The sequence below is a fragment of the Rhizobium lentis genome, assembly GCF_017352135.1.
Lineage (GTDB): Bacteria > Pseudomonadota > Alphaproteobacteria > Rhizobiales > Rhizobiaceae > Rhizobium > Rhizobium lentis.
In genome coordinates, this window is the sequence record NZ_CP071454.1 from 1,184,897 (window position 1) to 1,200,470 (window position 15,574).

The following is a 15,574-nucleotide window of genomic DNA, read 5'->3' on the forward strand; positions in this document are numbered from 1 at the left end:
GCACGTCATCTTAGAAATGGCGACGTCGGGTGACACTGGCCCCGACGGCTGAAGTGCATCGTCCCTTCTTCTTCAGCCTTAACTTCGGCCGGCTGCGAGCACCCTCATGCTCCTGCCGGCCCTTTTCCCGCTATCAGCCCTTCGAGTGGCCGCCGCTTTCCAAGCCGTGTGCCATAGGCTATCCCTAACGGATCGTGCTTCCGAAAATCGGAATCGATTTTCGGAAGCACGATCCTTCGATTCTGGGAGTTAGAGCGTCCTTTGTGCGTCCGAAAGGACGCACGGTGCTCTAATAGAGAAACAGTCAGCAGCGGCATTGGCAAGGTCATGGATCAGGTTCTCTATTCGACGCCCGACAATCCTGCCCCGGAAAACCGAACCGAAGGGTTCTTCGAAACCCATGACGGCCACCAAGTGCGTTATGCCGTTTTTCGCTCCGGCGGTCAGGTCGCTAAAGGAACGGTCGTCATCATCCATGGCCGCAACGAATATATCGAAAAATATTTCGAGACGATCCGTGAGCTGACGGCCAAAGGCCTTTGGGTCGCGACCTTCGATCTGCGCGGCCAGGGCGGTTCGTCACGGCTTCTGAAGCGCCGCAATCACGGCCATATCCGCAGCTTTTCCGATTACGAACGCGATCTCGATACGTTCCTCGAGAAGATAGTGCTGCCGGATACCCGCCTGCCCTTCTACCTGCTCGGCCACTCCACAGGCGGGCTGATCGCGCTATCGGCCGCCCCCTATCTCACCACCCGTATCGATCGGATGGTGCTGTCGGCTCCCTTCATCGGCCTGACCGGCCAGTCGGCTTCACCCCGCGTCATCCGCACTCTTGCCGGCACGCTGACGGCCGCCGGCCTCGGCTTCATGCCGCTGACCTCGAAATTGAAGGAGCCGGATTTCCGCGACAATCCGCTGACCTCGGACGTAACCCGTTTCGAGCGCAATGTCGCAATGATGAAGGCCCATCCGGAACTGACGCTTGGGCCGCCGACGGCCCGCTGGCTAACCGAAGCTTTCCGCGCCATGGATCGGGTCACCACGCCCAATCATCTCTTTTCGATCACCATCCCGACCATCATTATCGCCCCGACGCGTGACGGCGTCGTGCCCTATACGGCGCAGGAGCGGCTCTCGCGCTATTTCCGCGCCGGCCAGCTGGTGCCGATCAACGGCGCCCGCCACGAAATCTTCCAGGAACGGGATATCTACCGCGCTGCGGCACTCGCCGCCTTCCACGCCTTCATCCCCGGCAGCGATGCCGAGGATAATCACGACGTCGCCGCCCTCGGCACGTGACACCAGATCAGCAACGCTGACCGGGGGATCAGCAACGCTGACCGGGGTCAGCGCTGCAGAACGGCGATAGCCTGCTCATAGATCGCCCGGCTGCCGGCGGCGATGATCGAGCCGCCGTTTTCCGGCCGGCCGCCATCCCAAGTAGTGATGATGCCGCCCGCTCCCTCGATGACGGGAATGATGCCGCCGACGTCATAGGGCTTCAGCCCGTTCTCGATGACGAGGTCGATATGGCCGGCGGCAAGCAGCGCATAGGCATAGCAGTCGCATCCATAGCGGAAGAGCCGCACCTGGCCCTCGATCTCCCGGTATTTTTCCATCTCATCGCCGGCGAAGAGATGTGGCGACGTGGTAAACAGGATGGCATTCGAAAGCGACTCGCATTGGCGCGTTACCAACCGCCGCTCGCCCTCCGGCCCGATATAGATCGAGCCGTTCTCATCGGCGAAATAGCGTTCGCCGGTAAAGGGCTGCTCGATCATGCCCATGATCGCCCGGCCCTCCTTCTGCAGGCCGATCAGCGTTCCCCAGACCGGCACGCCCGATATGAAGGCGCGAGTGCCGTCGATCGGATCGATGACCCAGACATAGTCCCGGTCGAGCCCGACATCGCCGTGCTCCTCGCCGAGAATGCCGTGATCGGGGAAATTCTCCTCGATCAGCGCCCGGATGGCGAGCTCGGCTGCCCGGTCGCCTTCCGTCACCGGATCGAAACCGGAAGAAAGTTTGTTCGTGACGTCGAGGCCGGAGCGGAAACGCGGCAGCGTCTCGCCGCGGGCGGCCTCCGCCAGACGATTGAAGAACGAACGGTCAGGAAGCATGGTGGCACCGTTTGGCTGGCGGGAATGGGCCTTCATACCGAAAAGTGGCGGGAATGCAAACGAAGGAGGCAATTTCAGGCGAACTGCCCAAAGATATCGCAGCGCAATATATTGCTTGACATTTGTGCAATGCAATAGTAGCGTCTTTCGTACAGTCTTCTGACTGTAAATACCCTCCTTGGGTGTTTCCTCCCTAGACTTAGCCGCGCTGACCAGCGCGGTTTTTTTTGCCGGAAGGCAGGCGGAAAACGGGGAGTTCGAAAGCTTATTCGGCAGCCAGGGCCCGTTCACCGGCGAATTTCTCGACATAGTCCGCCATCTGCTGCATGAAGGCCGTGACGGCGTCGACCACCTGGGAGAAATCCTCGCGCTTTTCCAGCGTCACTTCGTCGACATAGATCGCCCGGTTCACTTCGATCTGCAGCGCATGCAACCCGCGCGACGGGCGGCCGTAATGTTCGGTGATAAAGCCGCCGGCATAAGGCTTGTTGCGGATCGCCGCGAAGCCCATTTCCTCGAGAATGGCGATGGCGGCGCGCGAAAGTTCGGCCGAAGCACTGGTGCCGTAACGATCCCCGATGATGAAATCGGGCCGCCCGTTGCAGCCGGCCACACGCACATTGCCGGGCATCGAGTGGCAGTCGATCAGCACGCCGAAGCCGAACTGCACATGGGTGCGGGCAATCAGCCGGCGCAGCGCCGCATGATAGGGTTTGTAAACCGCTTCGACCCGGTCGAGCCCCTCCTGCACCGGCAGCCGCCGCGAATAAATCTCCATGTTTTCGGCAACGATGCGCGGAATGGTTCCGAGTCCACCGGCGACCCTCAGCGAATTGACATTGGCATAGGGCGGCAGCAGCCCATCGAACATCCGCGGATCGAGTTCGTAGGGCTCACGGTTGACGTCGAGATAGGCACGGGGAAAATTGGCGGCGAGCAATGGCGCGCCGAGCTCGACGGCTGAACCGAACAGCTCGTCGACGTAATGATCCTCGGAACGGCGGATGGCAATGCCTTCCAGCCTCGACTGGGCGATGAATTCCGGTGGATAAATGCGGCCGCTGTGGGGAGAGTTGTAGACGAAGGGAATGGTCTGCGACACGGGCTCATGAACCTCAAAAAGCTCGTATTCGCGGATTTCCGGCACTTTCGGCCCTCTTTACCATGTCATGAACTGGCTGCTTCGTCCATGTTGCCAGTTGCCCGCCCTCAAGTCCATACTATGTAGAAGGGATGGCAGTCGCGGACAGGCAATTCACCGGTTGTTTACCGGGCGAAGACTAGTGTAAACGGCGGGCAGCCCACCCAAAACCTATTGATCAGCGGTCTGGATTGATGACTCAGAAGATACTTCTCGCCGAAGACGACAACGACATGCGCCGCTTCCTGGTGAAAGCGCTGGAAAAGGCCGGTTACAAGGTCCTTTCTTATGACAATGGCGCCAGCGCCTATGACCGGCTGCGCGAGGAGCCGTTTTCTCTGCTCTTGACCGATATCGTCATGCCCGAGATGGATGGCATCGAGCTGGCGCGCCGGGCCACCGAACTCGATCCTGACCTGAAGGTGATGTTCATCACCGGTTTTGCCGCCGTGGCGCTGAACCCCGATTCGAAGGCACCGAAGGATGCCAAGGTCCTTTCCAAGCCGTTCCACCTGCGCGACCTCGTAGACGAGGTCAACAAAATGCTTGCCGCATAAGGCTTGCCGGGCGGTGCGTCACAAAACTGAAAAAAGCCTATTGACGGCTCCGAAGGTTTTGTGATCTATGCGCCGCCATCGGATGGGCGTGTAGCTCAGCGGGAGAGCACTACGTTGACATCGTAGGGGTCACAGGTTCAATCCCTGTCACGCCCACCATCCAGATTGCTTGATCTATAAGGCCTTTCGAGAAATCGAGAGGCCTTTTTACATCGTGGCCCGCAGGTTCGACAAACCTGCCAATAGGAGTTCTCGGTTTGGCGCAGGTAATGAAACGACGCAAAACTCTCGTGGTTTCCAGCGACAAGATTTCCTTGGCAAAGGGTGTCAGCCTCCCTCAGGGACGCTACCCCGTCACTGCCGAATATGTCGTATCTCATATGCGAGGCCGGCCGGTTGAACAGGCAGGCCGCGTGATGCTTCATCTGACGCGGCAGAATCTCCTTGATTACGGCGTCGACTTGAGCGGCAGCACGATGCTGGGTATCGACATCAACGTGAGCGGCAATGTGGCGCGCAAGGAAGCTACTCTCGAGTGATTTGCAGGGCATAGGTGGCTGACCGCTGTCTTTGCCCGACAGAGCCCGCCCTGCAGGCCAAATCGGTGATGCATAGGAATTAGCCTGTCCGGCGCACGGCGGATTGCCATCGCGAACGGATCGCATTTAAGACCAGAGATTCAGATTTCGCGACCGACAGCGGCGTAATTATTCTCCTCAACTTACCGGGCTCTGCCGCACTCTGCCCGAGACCTTTCCCGCGCGCCCGGCGTCCTTACGCCCTCCGGCAAAGTCAAGCTGCATGCCCTGGCAACTCACGAGGACTGTCGGGTTTTCTTCGAATCGCCGAGATTGCAGCGACGGCGTTTCCACATATAAGGACCTGCTCACGCCAGCATCAATTGCATATTGCCGCCCGCCGTCAGCCGATCGTTGCCGAACCGGCGAGGATCTCAATTTTGTGACGGGCAGATGACAAGTTTGTGACAAAACGCGTGTTATTTCAGCAACATAGCCGGTGCGCCCTGCTGTCATGATCGACAATGACGTTGCAGTGCAGCATCCACTATGTAACTTCCGCGGCGAGGCAGGCACCGAGCTAAAAAGGTGCCGCTTCGATCACACGGGGTGAAGATCCGTAGGGACTGCCGACGGCAACGGTCTTCATCCTCTTGCATCTGAACTGGAGGTTATTCCATGAACATCAAGAGCCTTCTTCTCGGCTCCGCTGCTGCTCTCGCAGCAGTATCCGGCGCTCAGGCTGCTGACGCCATCGTCGCTGCCGAGCCGGAACCGGTTGAATATGTTCGCGTCTGCGACGCTTACGGCACCGGCTACTTCTACATCCCCGGCACCGAAACCTGCCTGAAGATCAACGGCTACATCCGTTTCCAGGTTGACGTCGCTCCGAACGCCAGCTCGATCGGCGCCGGCGGCGGCGGTTCTGTCGCCAACGATTCCGACTGGGACGCCCGCACCCGCGGGCAGGTTCAGTTCACCGCCAAGAGCGACACCGAATATGGTCCGCTGACCGGCGTCATCGTCATGCAGTTCAATGCTGACAACGCTTCGGCCCAGAAGGCTATCCTCGACTCCGCTTACATCGACATCGCAGGCTTCCGCGCTGGTCTCTTTTACAGCTGGTGGGACGACGGCCTCTCCGGCGAAACCGACGATATCGGTTCTCCGGTCACGCTGCACAACTCGCTGCGTTATCAGTACGAAACCGAGGCCTTCTACGCCGGCATCAGCGTCGACGAGCTGGAAGACGGCCCGTTCTACAACGGCGAAGAGCCGAACAACGTTGGCGTTGCGGTCGGTCTCGGCGGCAAGGCTGGTATCTTCAGCTACCAGATCACCGCCGGTTACGACACCGACAATGAAGAAGGCGCCGTCCGCGCCATGGGTACGGTTGCTGTCGGTCCGGGCACGCTCGGCCTCGCAGTTGTCTACGCGTCCAACCCGAACGCCTACTACAACAAGGCAGAATGGGCGATCGCTGCCGAATACGCCATCAAGGCGACCGACAAGCTGAAGATCACCCCGGCTGTTCAGTACTACGACAACTACGGCGTCACCGCCGGCGAGTTCAACGATGACGTTAACGCCTGGAAGGCCGGCGTAACGGTCGACTACCAGATCGTCGACAACTTCTCGGCAAAGGTTTCGGTTCAGTACCTCGATCCGGACAATGCTGACGACGTCACCTCGGGCTTCTTCCGCCTGCAGCGCGCGTTCTGATAAGGGGTTGCCGGCCAATGCATGTCACCCCGCGTGCTGCGGCTACGGGATAACGCCTCGCATAAAACCGGCAGCTGCAAATCCTGATCTGACTGACCTCCGATTGGGAAAGAATGGGCCTGGACTTCCCTGCCTGGGCCCATTCCCGTTGATCAAAACTGCGTCAAAGATGGCGGGCGCTCGTTGAGCGCCTCGCTACTGTCGGTCACATCGGCCCTTGCCGATTTCCGGCAGGCTTCTGCCCCGTTGCTGGATCTTTTAGCCGGTAAGCTCAGCCGCTTTTCGCTCATCTGCCGTCGATAGGGCCTGCCCGGCGGCCGGCGGAATCTTTGTGCTGGAGGAATGGCGGAACCAAATTCGGACACAGAGCCATGCCATGGCGAATCGAAGGCGTGGCGGTGATTCGCCTCGCCAGGACATGGGGTTTGAGATCGAAATGAAGTTATCCGCGCTTGTCGCCGCCGGCCTTTTTGCCGTCGTCCTCGCCTTGCCAGCCTCTGCTGCGCCCGCCTCCCCGCCAGAGACATTTCCCGGCGCCCCCGGCGTCATTACGCTTTCCGGCAAATGCGCCAAACTGGTCGTCGCCAAATTCGACGCCACGAAGGGTTGCAAAAATGAGCTTGCCAGCGTCACGCTGGCCAACGGCTCGGTGACCTTTATCTTCACTTCAGACGGTAAGGCGCTCGGTTTCCAGGGCGATGGCAGCGGCATCAAGCCAGCCTCCAACGGCAATGCTCGCCTGCCGCTGAGCCTCGTCACGACCGGCGTCGGCAACAAGATGACCGGCCAGGTCAAGGTCGCCGGCTTCTGCACCTTCGGCAATCCTTATGCCGGCAAGCCGATCGCGATCGAATGCACCGCCGAAAGCAAGGACTCCTCCTTCACCGGCAGCTTCCGCACCGGCGGCAAATTGGTGAAGAAGGATAAGTAGTCCTCGTCAGGCGGCGCACCATGCGCCGCCGGCAGCCCCGGGCTTGCGCGCCAGCCCCTCATTGATCAACTGCACCCCGAAGGAGCGCCCGTCGCGCGAGACGACCCTCGGCGCGCCGGAAGACTCGGTTTTACCAGCTGCATTCAGGGTGAAGGGTCCGGCGTTCAGAAGCGCCAGCAGCCGCGCCTTGGCGGTAAAGGCCACCCTGCGCTCGTCATCGCAGCGCGCCCGGTCGGCAATCGGGCTTGCCATGTCGGCGATCACGATCTTTTCGCCCTTGTACCAGAAGACGCCGCCGTCGCCGACGCAGTTGATGTGCGCGCCCTGCCCGCAATAACCGAAGGCGGCCGCCCCGGTTTCCGCAGTTGCAGGAGAGGAACCAGACGGCATCGCCTTTACCGGCTGAACGATCGGTGTGGGAATGGCTGCCGGCGGCAAGAGTTGTGCTGGCGGCGGCGCCACTTTCGGCGTCGGTGCTGCGAGCGCCACCGGCTTCGGCGGCGCATCCTTCCGAGCGGCCGGCTTTGCCTCCGTCATTTCCCGTATCGTCGGGACCGGCTGTTTGGCGAGCATCGGCTTGATGCTCTTCCAGTTGTCATAGGCGGCGATGCTGGCGATCGCGGCAATGCCGATCACCGTCCAGGGCAACAGCCCGCCACCGCTGTTGCGCGCCCTGCTCTTTCCTCTCGCCGGCGCCTTACGGCGGCCGCGTGTTGCTGTCTTGGCCATCTGTCCGAATCCCGTGAGGCCGGGATTATCGCCGCTCAATCCTTTCCGAAAGGTTGGCACGGTGTAAGGATAGTGTGTTCCCACCGATCGCTTCCTCGCACGATCCCGCTACTCCGCTGACGTCGAGCGCCTGGCGGGCAAAAAAGCTGAACAAATCCGGCGCCGGGACGTTAGCCAGCGAAAAATCCGTCTGCCCAAGGAAATTTTTATGGATCTCATCTTCGCCGACATGATACCGGCATCGCGTATCCACTATCCCGTCATCTTTGCCCGCCTGCTCGGCGCCATCGTCTTCGGTGGCCTCATCGGCTTCGAACGCGAGGCGCGCGACCGCCCTGCCGGCTTCCGCACGCATATCCTGATCAGCCTTGCCGCCGCCCTCTTCGCCATCATTTCGATCGAGGCCGTGCACATGCCGGGTTTTGCCGATGGCGAACAGGTCCGCATCGACCCGTTGCGTGTCATCGAAGCAGTGACCGCAGGCGTCGCCTTCCTGGCCGCGGGCATGATCGTCTTTGCCAGAGGCCGGATCCACGGGCTGACGACGGGCGCGGGCATGTGGCTCTCCGGCGCGACCGGCCTCGCGATGGGCTTCGGCTATTGGCCGGTTGCCTTCTTCACGACGCTTGCCGCAATTTGCGTCCTCTTCGCCTTCGGCAAGCTCGAACAGTGGCTCGGCTATAATTCCGGGCAGCGTATCGATGGGGATGAGCGAAAATAGATAAACAAAACGCCCGGCGTTGCCGGGCGTTCTTGCGAACTTGACTGTCCGTTTGTCATTCGGATCGTGCGGCCGAAGGATCGCTTTTCCCGACAGATGCCGGGCGAATGATGGAAGCGGTGAGCGGCTTTTGGCGCTTGCCGATATCGATGCGTTCATCCGCGGCTTCACGGACGGCCTTCCATTCATTTTCGTGCCGGATGAAGATGTCGTGGGGCACAAAATTCACACTCATATGTTTCTCACCCTGTTTCAGATTACGGTCGACGTGGCCAAAGGCCGATTATTTTTTGCCCTTGATATCAGGACCGCCCTTGGAGAGGTCCGCGCCGGTGACATGTGCCGGTACATGAATGTCGTGGATGACGCCGGGCGTCAGGGTCAGGTCGACATGATGCGGCGGCAGCACCTGCGCCTTCTGCATGCGGTTCGGTCTTGCCCGCTTCATGCGGTCGGACGCTTCCGTGCGTTTGTCGGGGATATGGGTCGAAGTGTGCATCATCGGCCTCCTTTAAGCTCAACCAGGATCAAACGAACGGAGGCCCGGATGGTTCCCTAATATTTGCCGATTTCTGTGTCGCGATTGGACTTGACTGGTTCGGGAAGTTCATTACCTAGGGCCTATCCCGCAGCCTTCCAGACATCGGCTGCGGGGAACATTGGTGCCGGGCCCCTCTGGCGAGAGTTTTTACGGCGCTCTCGTGATGTCGGTACCGCCTGCAGCTCAGCCGGCGGATTTTTCATCGATGAAAAAGCTCACCATGCCTTGTCAGCATGCCCATTGTGGTATGCCGTGTTTTTACAATATCTCCACCCTCTCAAATAGGCTTTGCGGCCGCGAGGTGCGGCCATGAACCAGTCTGCGACCGATAAATCCTCGCTCGGCTATTTCCGCTGGGCGTTCATCGTCACGGCCCTCGGCCTTGTTCTCGGCGCTGTGCTCGGTTGGCAGACGACCGGCACCATCGGCGGCATGGCGACCGTCTTCTTCATCTGCACCGTGCTTGCGGTGCTGGAGATCTCGCTCTCCTTCGACAATGCCATCGTCAATGCCAACAAGCTGAAGGAGATGACGCCGGTCTGGCAGAAACGCTTCCTCACCTGGGGCATCATCATTGCCGTCTTCGGCATGCGCATCGTCTTTCCGCTGGCAATCGTCGCGATCGCGGCACGGATCGGCCCCTGGGACGCTCTGGTGCTGGCTGCCCGCGAACCCGAGGAATATGCCCGCATCATGAACGATGCGCATCTGCCGATCGCAGCCTTCGGCGGCACCTTCCTGATGATGGTCGGCCTCAGCTATTTCTTCGATCATGAGAAGAAGATCCATTGGCTTCGCGGCCTGGAAAAGGTGATGGCGCGCTCGGCCACCATCAGGGGCATCGAGATCGCCTTCGTGCTGGCACTGATGCTTGTCTTCTCCTGGCTGATCGGCGGCGAGGAAGCCAGCGTCTTCGTCCATTGCGCGATTTATGGCCTGCTCACCTTCCTCGCAGTCGAGGTCGTCGGCGAGTTGCTCGACGCATCGCAGCAGACGATGAGCGCCGCCGCCAAGGGTGGTCTCGGCGCCTTCATCTATCTGGAGGTGCTGGACGCCAGCTTCTCCTTCGACGGCGTCATCGGCGCCTTCGCCCTGACGCAGAACCTCTTCGTCATCGCCATCGGTCTCGGCATCGGCGCCATGTATGTGCGCTCGATGACGATCATGCTGGTGGAGAAGGGAACGCTCGCCGAATACCGCTATCTCGAACATGGCGCCTTCTACGCCATCCTGATCCTCTCGGTGATCATGTATGCGCAGACCCTGGTGCACATTCCCGAGGTCATCACCGGTCTCGGCGGCGCGGTCTTGATCGGTCTGTCGCTCTGGTCGTCCATCCGCCACAACAGGCGCGAACGGGTGGAAGATCATGCCGGCCGGCGGGATGAACTGCACGCCTGACGAGCTACATGCCGCAACGCCCCGCGTTGCGGCTCCTTCGGCGAAACAAAAATAAAGCCCGCGACCATCCGGTTGCGGGCTGTTTCATTCATGCATGCCTTGAAGAGCTTAGCGGATGACCCGGTTGAAGGAGGCCGGATCGATGCCGAGTTCCGTGAGGTCTCGGGCGCGCGGACGGCGACCGGCTTCGACAGCGGCGCTGACGGCATTTGCGGCGCTCAGCGCAGCGAATGCGCGACCCAGGAAGCCATTATGGACGGAATTACGGATGGCGGACATTGTCCTTTTCCTCTTGTTCTATGTTGACCACCCATAGATGGCAGTGCGCGGGCGCATCGACAACGCACGTAAAATCACCTCTGCCATGCAAAAAGAAGAGGCCGGCGCATGTCTCCATGGCCGGCCTTGAGGCAGGGGTAATGTCGTCTTTTTAGTCTTCGTTTGCCGCCAGCTGCGACAGCACCTGGCCCCTGCCGCGAATGCGCAGGATCAACGGAATGAGGAAAGCCGCCGCCGCCACGATCAGAAGGCCTGCCGCGATCGGTGACATCACCAGCGTCGTAACGTCGCCCTGGCTGATCGCCAGCGCCCGGCGCAGTTGCTGCTCGGCCAGCGGCCCGAGGATCAGGCCGACGACAACAGGCGCGATCGGATAGCCGAAGAGCCGCATTACGTAGCCGAGCAGGCCGAAGGCGAGCAGCATGCCGAGTTCGAAGACCGACGGATTGGCGCCGATCGTCCCGAGCGTCGCAAACAGCAGAATGCCTGCGTAGAGCCACGGCTTCGGAATGGTCAGCAACCGCACCCAGAGGCCAATCATCGGCAGGTTCAAGACCAGGAGCATTGCGTTGGCGATGAGCAGGCTGGCGATCAGACCCCAGACGAGCTGCGGGTTGGTGGCGAACAGCAGCGGTCCGGGTTGCAGCCCGTATTGCTGGAAGCCGGCAAGCATGATCGCCGCCGTCGCCGTCGTCGGCAGGCCGAGCGTCAGCAGCGGCACCAGCGTGCCGGCCGCAGATGCGTTGTTCGCCGCCTCTGGGCCGGCCACGCCTTCGATGGCGCCGTGGCCGAACTCCTCGGGGTTCTTCGCCAGCCGCTTTTCGGTCGCATAGGACAGGAAGGTGCCGATTTCGGCGCCGCCCGCCGGCATCGCGCCGATCGGGAAGCCGATCAGCGTGCCGCGCAGCCAGGCTTTCCACGAGCGCGCCCAATCCTGCGCGTTCATCCAGAGCGAGCCCTTGACGGCCTCGACCTTGTCCTCAAGCCTGTTGCCCTGCGCGGCGATGTAAAGCGTCTCGCCGATCGCGAACATCGCCACCGCGAGCGTCGTCACCTCGATGCCGTCAAGCAGATCGGGTATGCCGAAGGAAAGCCGCGCCTGCCCTGTCTGTTGGTCGATGCCGACCATGGCGAGCGCAAAGCCGATGAACAGCGAGGTCAGACCCCGGAGCGCTGAATCGCCGAAGGCCGAGGAGACGGTGACGAAAGCGAGCACCATCAGCGCGAAATATTCACGCGGCCCGAAGACCAGCGCCAGCTTGACGATATAAGGCGCGATGAAGGCAAGCCCGAGGGTAGCGAGCAGGCCGGCGACGAAGGAGCCGATCGCCGCCGTCGCCAGCGCCGGTCCGCCGCGCCCGGCGCGCGCCATCTTATTGCCCTCGAGCGCCGTGACGATCGAGGCGCTTTCCCCCGGCGTGTTCAGCAGGATCGAGGTCGTCGAACCGCCATACATGCCGCCGTAATAGATGCCCGCGAACATGATCAGCGAACCGCCGGGGTCGAGCTTGTAGGTGGCGGGCAACAGCAGCGCCACGGTGAGTGCGGGTCCGATGCCCGGCAGCACGCCGACGGCGGTGCCGAGTGTGACGCCGACTAGCGCATAAACCAGGTTCATCGGCTGCATCGCAACCAGGATCCCCTGCCATAGGAATTCGAATGTGCTCATCTTGATATCCCAAGCGCGTTCCGGCCGTGCGTTCCGCGATCCGGCGCTGCGCAAAAATCAAAAATGCTGACAGCGCGCGCCGTCAGAAGAACAGGCGTTCAAGCGGCCCGGCCGGCAGCGTCAGCTGCAGCAGCTGCGAGAAGATCGCCCAGACGACGAAGCTGAAGACGATGCCGAAGGGCAGCGAAATCCAGAGCTTGCGTTTGCCGAAGCCGCGTGCCGTGAACGCAAACAGCAGGCCTGTCGCGATCGAGAAGCCGGCGAGGCGCAAAAGCAGCATCTGTCCGACTAGACCGGCAATGATCCAGATGACCGGCGCCACGTCCTGTCGATCGCGTTCCGGAAACTGGCCGCGCCAGGCTTCGGCTACGGTCCAGATCCCAAGACAGAAGAGGCCGAAGGCCACCACTTGGGGCATGGTTGCCGGGCCGATGCGATCGTACTGCGCGATCGTTTTCAGATGCGCGGCATCCCAGGCCATCACGCCGGCGACAGCGAAGAGGAAAACGGCAATGATGAACGCCGCCCGATCCGGGCGGCGTGTGGTTGCCGAGGAGGTGTTATCCTCGCTCATTGAACAAGTCCGATCTCTTTGAGAATGCCTTCAGTGGCGGCGACATCCTTTTCGAGCTGCGCCTTGAAGGCATCGCCGGACAAATAAGTGTCGGCCCAGCCCTTGGTCTTCAGGATTTCCTGCCAAGTGGCGGAGCTGTGCAGCTTCTCGAAATCGGAGGTGATGGCTGCGACCTGCTCTGCCGACAGGCCGGGAGCAGCGGCAACCATGCGCCAGTTCTGGATGCTGACATCGGTGCCGGCTTCCTTCAGCGTCGGGGCATCAACGCCGTCGATGCGCTTGTCGCTCGATACGGCAAGAAGACGCAGCGTGCCCGCTTTCACCTGCGATTCGAACTCGCTGTAGCTCGATACGCCGGCTGTCACCTGGCCGCCGAGAATGGCGGCAAGCGCCTCGCCGCCGCCGGAAAAGGCGACATAATTGATCTTGGTCGGGTCGACGCCGGACGCCTTGGCGATCAGGCCGACGGTGATGTGGTCGGTGCCGCCGGCCGAACCGCCGCCCCAGGAAACCGCTCCGGGATCCTTCTTCAGCGCCGCGACCAGATCGGCCATCGTCTTGATATCGGACGAGGCGGGAACGACGACGGCCTCATATTCGCCGGTCAGGCGGGCGATCGGCGTGACGTTCTTCAGCGTCACCGGCGACTTGTTGGTGAGGATGGCGCCGACCATGACATAGCCGCCGACGATAAGGGAATTCGGATTGCCGGCAGCCTGGCTGCTGAACTGTGCTAGGCCGATGGTGCCGCCGGCGCCCGGAACGTTCTGGACCTGCACGTTGCCGGAGATCTTCTCCTGCTGCAGCGCGGTCTGCAGCGAACGGGCGGTCTGGTCCCAGCCGCCGCCGGGAGCGGCCGGCGCGATGATGGTGTAGTCGGCCGCATAGGCCGGCAGCGCGATGGCCGCTGCGAGAATGGTTGCGATGAACGTATGTTTCACGATTTGTCCTCCGGGGGGCGGCTGAGCGAACCGCCTGTTATTCTCCAATGAATCGGGAGGGGTGGCCGGCCAGCGGACGCAATTGTCCTGAATGACGAGCGGAATACCTCCCAAGGCTTCAGTTCTCCGCCTCCACGGAGAAGAAGTAGCCAAAGCCACCACAACAAGCTGTCATCTAGCTGACATCGGCAAGATATCCAGGAGGAAAGGACACTTTTTTGCCGTAATTGCCCGCACACCGGATACGCCGTGTTGCTTTCAGCGGCTCATCGCTCCCGGCATCACATCCGTCGGGATGGGGCAGATGTAAGGCTTTCCACCGGTCTTCTCCATCCATTCGGCCTTCGCCGCCTTCATCAGCTCCGGTGATTTCACCAGGGAAAGACCGGTCAGCGCGAGAGCCTTGGCTGCGTGCGCCATCGCCTTATGCGCAGCCGGCGCCTTTCCCTGCGCAACCACCTGCCATGTATGCGGGTTGGTGCCGATGGCCCAGGCAGGAGCCCAGCACTGGGCCGTGGGGGTCACCCAGCTCACATCGCCGACATCGGTCGACCCCGCCCGAAAGTGCGGATAGCCCTCGAAATGCCGCAGCCCGAGATGGAGCGGCATCGCGCCATCGATCTTGGCAGCGGAGAAAACGTCGCGCCCGATCTGATACAGCCTGATGCTGCTGGCAATGGCTTCGTCGGTAAACGTCTTCTGGATGCGACGCGCAAAGGCGATATCGGCTTCGTCGAAGACGATAGGGCCGAGCGCCATCATGTTTTCATGCATCGCCGTTTCCAGCGTAATATTCGGGAGAAGGTTCGTGGAAGCCGTATCGAAGATGATCTCCACATCGGTCTCGGTCATCATCGCGGCGCCGCGCGCGACTTTTTCCACACGCGCTGCGAGACTGAGAGCCTGTGGCATGTCCGGCGCCCTGATGAGGTAGAGCACCTCGGCCCGCGCCTGCACGACATTGGCAGCCCGTCCGCCGGCATCGGTGATGGCATAATGCACGCGGCAGTCCTGTTGCATATGTTCGCGCAGGAAATTGACACCGACATTCATAAGCTCCACGGCATCGAGTGCGGATCGGCCGAGATGCGCAGCATTGGAAGCGTGGGCCGCAACGCCCTTGAACCTGTAATAATATTCCAGCACCGCGAGATTGTTTGTGGAGCGAACGCCGTTGAACGGTGCGGGATGCCAGGTGAGCGCCGTGTCCACATCGTCGAACGCCCCGGCACGCACCATGAAGGCCTTTCCGGAGCCGCCCTCTTCGCCGGGGCAGCCATAGTAACGCACAGTCCCAGGAATGCCGTTATCCTTCAAATGGTTGGCTAGCGCGACGGCGGCCATCAACGACCCGACACCCAGAAGATTGTGGCCGCAGCCATGTCCGGTCGCGCCTGCCGCAAGCGAACGCTGCTCGGCGATGCCCGCAATCTGACTCATGCCCGCGAGTGCGTCGAATTCGCCGAGAAACGCTATGACCGGCTTACCCGCGCCGGCTTCTGCGATGAAGGCAGTCTCCATGTCGGCTACGCCGCGACGGACGGAAAAGCCCTCGTCCTCAAGGGCCTTTGCCAGCAGGCCGGAAGAATTCTTCTCCTCGAATTTCAGTTCGGCAAGATCCCAAATCCTGTCGCTCAGCACCGCGCAGGCCGGCCGCATACGCTCGATCGCCGAAACGATCGCATCCACTGCTTCCTTGCTCATCCCTTATCCTTGCTTCTCCCGGC

General features: G+C 61.2%; 17 protein-coding genes and 1 tRNA gene. 8 read left to right on the forward strand and 10 right to left on the reverse strand.

Annotated features, from left to right (window positions below; all coding sequences use genetic code 11):
* Positions 1 to 327 precede the first annotated feature (327 nt).
* A complete protein-coding gene (locus J0663_RS05745) occupies positions 328 to 1,302 on the forward strand; it encodes an alpha/beta fold hydrolase (RefSeq protein WP_207243504.1) in 975 nt (324 codons plus the stop codon).
* 47 nt (positions 1,303 to 1,349) lie between these two features.
* Here J0663_RS05745 and hisN read toward each other — a convergent pair whose 3' ends face one another.
* Together hisN and J0663_RS05755 are read right to left on the reverse strand one after the other, a co-directional pair.
* Positions 1,350 to 2,123 carry a histidinol-phosphatase gene (gene hisN, locus J0663_RS05750; RefSeq protein WP_207243505.1) on the reverse strand — a complete coding sequence of 258 codons (774 nt, stop codon included), beginning with the start codon at positions 2,121 to 2,123 and terminating at the stop codon, positions 1,350 to 1,352.
* 265 nt (positions 2,124 to 2,388) lie between these two features.
* A complete protein-coding gene (locus J0663_RS05755) occupies positions 2,389 to 3,270 on the reverse strand; it encodes an N-formylglutamate amidohydrolase (RefSeq protein WP_207243506.1) in 882 nt (293 codons plus the stop codon).
* Positions 3,271 to 3,458: 188 nt separating this feature from the next.
* On the opposite strand from J0663_RS05755, the gene cpdR1 reads away from it, so the two are divergent.
* From cpdR1 to J0663_RS05780, 5 genes are all read left to right on the forward strand, one after another.
* A complete protein-coding gene (gene cpdR1, locus J0663_RS05760; protein ID WP_003542883.1) occupies positions 3,459 to 3,821 on the forward strand; it encodes a response regulator CpdR1 in 363 nt (120 codons plus the stop codon).
* A gap of 84 nt (positions 3,822 to 3,905) precedes the next feature.
* A tRNA-Val gene (locus J0663_RS05765) sits at positions 3,906 to 3,980 on the forward strand.
* Between the two features lie 110 nt (positions 3,981 to 4,090).
* Positions 4,091 to 4,360 (forward strand): hypothetical protein, encoded by a 270-nt coding sequence (locus J0663_RS05770; RefSeq protein ID WP_246590378.1) that lies wholly within the window; start codon positions 4,091 to 4,093, stop codon positions 4,358 to 4,360.
* A 657-nt stretch (positions 4,361 to 5,017) separates the two neighbouring features.
* Positions 5,018 to 6,061: a porin gene (locus J0663_RS05775; RefSeq protein WP_207243507.1), complete on the forward strand. Its 1,044-nt coding sequence runs from the start codon at positions 5,018 to 5,020 to the stop codon at positions 6,059 to 6,061.
* Positions 6,062 to 6,497: 436 nt separating this feature from the next.
* The gene (locus J0663_RS05780) at positions 6,498 to 6,992 is read left to right on the forward strand and encodes a hypothetical protein (protein WP_207243508.1); all 495 of its coding nucleotides are present in this window, start codon (positions 6,498 to 6,500) and stop codon (positions 6,990 to 6,992) included.
* A gap of 6 nt (positions 6,993 to 6,998) precedes the next feature.
* Here J0663_RS05780 and J0663_RS05785 read toward each other — a convergent pair whose 3' ends face one another.
* Positions 6,999 to 7,721, reverse strand: a complete 723-nt coding sequence (locus J0663_RS05785; RefSeq protein ID WP_207243509.1) for a hypothetical protein — start codon at positions 7,719 to 7,721, stop codon at positions 6,999 to 7,001.
* A gap of 208 nt (positions 7,722 to 7,929) precedes the next feature.
* Here J0663_RS05785 and J0663_RS05790 point away from each other — a divergent pair, with 208 nt between their 5' ends.
* The gene (locus J0663_RS05790; RefSeq protein ID WP_207243510.1) at positions 7,930 to 8,442 is read left to right on the forward strand and encodes an MgtC/SapB family protein; all 513 of its coding nucleotides are present in this window, start codon (positions 7,930 to 7,932) and stop codon (positions 8,440 to 8,442) included.
* A gap of 55 nt (positions 8,443 to 8,497) precedes the next feature.
* On the opposite strand, the gene J0663_RS05795 is transcribed toward J0663_RS05790, so the two are convergent.
* The gene (locus J0663_RS05795) at positions 8,498 to 8,677 is read right to left on the reverse strand and encodes a hypothetical protein (RefSeq protein ID WP_207243511.1); all 180 of its coding nucleotides are present in this window, start codon (positions 8,675 to 8,677) and stop codon (positions 8,498 to 8,500) included.
* Between the two features lie 48 nt (positions 8,678 to 8,725).
* Positions 8,726 to 8,944, reverse strand: a complete 219-nt coding sequence (locus J0663_RS05800) for a hypothetical protein (protein WP_176538914.1) — start codon at positions 8,942 to 8,944, stop codon at positions 8,726 to 8,728.
* Between the two features lie 348 nt (positions 8,945 to 9,292).
* Between J0663_RS05800 and J0663_RS05805 the strand changes: the two genes are divergently transcribed.
* Entirely contained in the window at positions 9,293 to 10,384 is a 1,092-nt protein-coding gene (locus J0663_RS05805; RefSeq protein WP_207243512.1) for a DUF475 domain-containing protein, read from the forward strand.
* Positions 10,385 to 10,492: 108 nt separating this feature from the next.
* On the opposite strand, the gene J0663_RS05810 is transcribed toward J0663_RS05805, so the two are convergent.
* The 5 genes from J0663_RS05810 to J0663_RS05830 all read right to left on the reverse strand — a co-directional run bounded on the left by J0663_RS05810 (position 10,493) and on the right by J0663_RS05830 (position 15,551).
* Positions 10,493 to 10,663: a hypothetical protein gene (locus J0663_RS05810; protein WP_207243513.1), complete on the reverse strand. Its 171-nt coding sequence runs from the start codon at positions 10,661 to 10,663 to the stop codon at positions 10,493 to 10,495.
* Positions 10,664 to 10,814: 151 nt separating this feature from the next.
* Positions 10,815 to 12,332 carry a tripartite tricarboxylate transporter permease gene (locus J0663_RS05815; RefSeq protein ID WP_207243514.1) on the reverse strand — a complete coding sequence of 506 codons (1,518 nt, stop codon included), beginning with the start codon at positions 12,330 to 12,332 and terminating at the stop codon, positions 10,815 to 10,817.
* Positions 12,333 to 12,414: 82 nt separating this feature from the next.
* Positions 12,415 to 12,906, reverse strand: a complete 492-nt coding sequence (locus J0663_RS05820; protein WP_207243515.1) for a tripartite tricarboxylate transporter TctB family protein — start codon at positions 12,904 to 12,906, stop codon at positions 12,415 to 12,417.
* A complete protein-coding gene (locus J0663_RS05825) occupies positions 12,903 to 13,847 on the reverse strand; it encodes a Bug family tripartite tricarboxylate transporter substrate binding protein (protein ID WP_207243516.1) in 945 nt (314 codons plus the stop codon). The genes J0663_RS05820 and J0663_RS05825 overlap by 4 nt, the downstream gene beginning before the upstream one ends.
* Before the next feature lie 258 nt (positions 13,848 to 14,105).
* Positions 14,106 to 15,551, reverse strand: a complete 1,446-nt coding sequence (locus J0663_RS05830) for a M20 family metallopeptidase (RefSeq protein ID WP_207243517.1) — start codon at positions 15,549 to 15,551, stop codon at positions 14,106 to 14,108.
* Positions 15,552 to 15,574: the final 23 nt, after the last annotated feature.

Coding starts and splice junctions, on each gene's coding strand:
- J0663_RS05810 (WP_207243513.1), bottom strand. CDS start 10,663: ATGTCCGCCATCCGTAATTCCGTCCATAATGGCTTCCTGGGTCGCGCA.
- J0663_RS05820 (WP_207243515.1), bottom strand. CDS start 12,906: ATGAGCGAGGATAACACCTCCTCGGCAACCACACGCCGCCCGGATCGG.
- J0663_RS05775 (WP_207243507.1), top strand. CDS start 5,018: ATGAACATCAAGAGCCTTCTTCTCGGCTCCGCTGCTGCTCTCGCAGCA.
- J0663_RS05795 (WP_207243511.1), bottom strand. CDS start 8,677: ATGAGTGTGAATTTTGTGCCCCACGACATCTTCATCCGGCACGAAAAT.
- J0663_RS05800 (WP_176538914.1), bottom strand. CDS start 8,944: ATGATGCACACTTCGACCCATATCCCCGACAAACGCACGGAAGCGTCC.
- J0663_RS05785 (WP_207243509.1), bottom strand. CDS start 7,721: ATGGCCAAGACAGCAACACGCGGCCGCCGTAAGGCGCCGGCGAGAGGA.
- cpdR1 (WP_003542883.1), top strand. CDS start 3,459: ATGACTCAGAAGATACTTCTCGCCGAAGACGACAACGACATGCGCCGC.
- J0663_RS05815 (WP_207243514.1), bottom strand. CDS start 12,332: ATGAGCACATTCGAATTCCTATGGCAGGGGATCCTGGTTGCGATGCAG.
- hisN (WP_207243505.1), bottom strand. CDS start 2,123: ATGCTTCCTGACCGTTCGTTCTTCAATCGTCTGGCGGAGGCCGCCCGC.
- J0663_RS05830 (WP_207243517.1), bottom strand. CDS start 15,551: ATGAGCAAGGAAGCAGTGGATGCGATCGTTTCGGCGATCGAGCGTATG.
- J0663_RS05805 (WP_207243512.1), top strand. CDS start 9,293: ATGAACCAGTCTGCGACCGATAAATCCTCGCTCGGCTATTTCCGCTGG.
- J0663_RS05745 (WP_207243504.1), top strand. CDS start 328: ATGGATCAGGTTCTCTATTCGACGCCCGACAATCCTGCCCCGGAAAAC.
- J0663_RS05770 (WP_246590378.1), top strand. CDS start 4,091: ATGAAACGACGCAAAACTCTCGTGGTTTCCAGCGACAAGATTTCCTTG.
- J0663_RS05790 (WP_207243510.1), top strand. CDS start 7,930: ATGGATCTCATCTTCGCCGACATGATACCGGCATCGCGTATCCACTAT.
- J0663_RS05780 (WP_207243508.1), top strand. CDS start 6,498: ATGAAGTTATCCGCGCTTGTCGCCGCCGGCCTTTTTGCCGTCGTCCTC.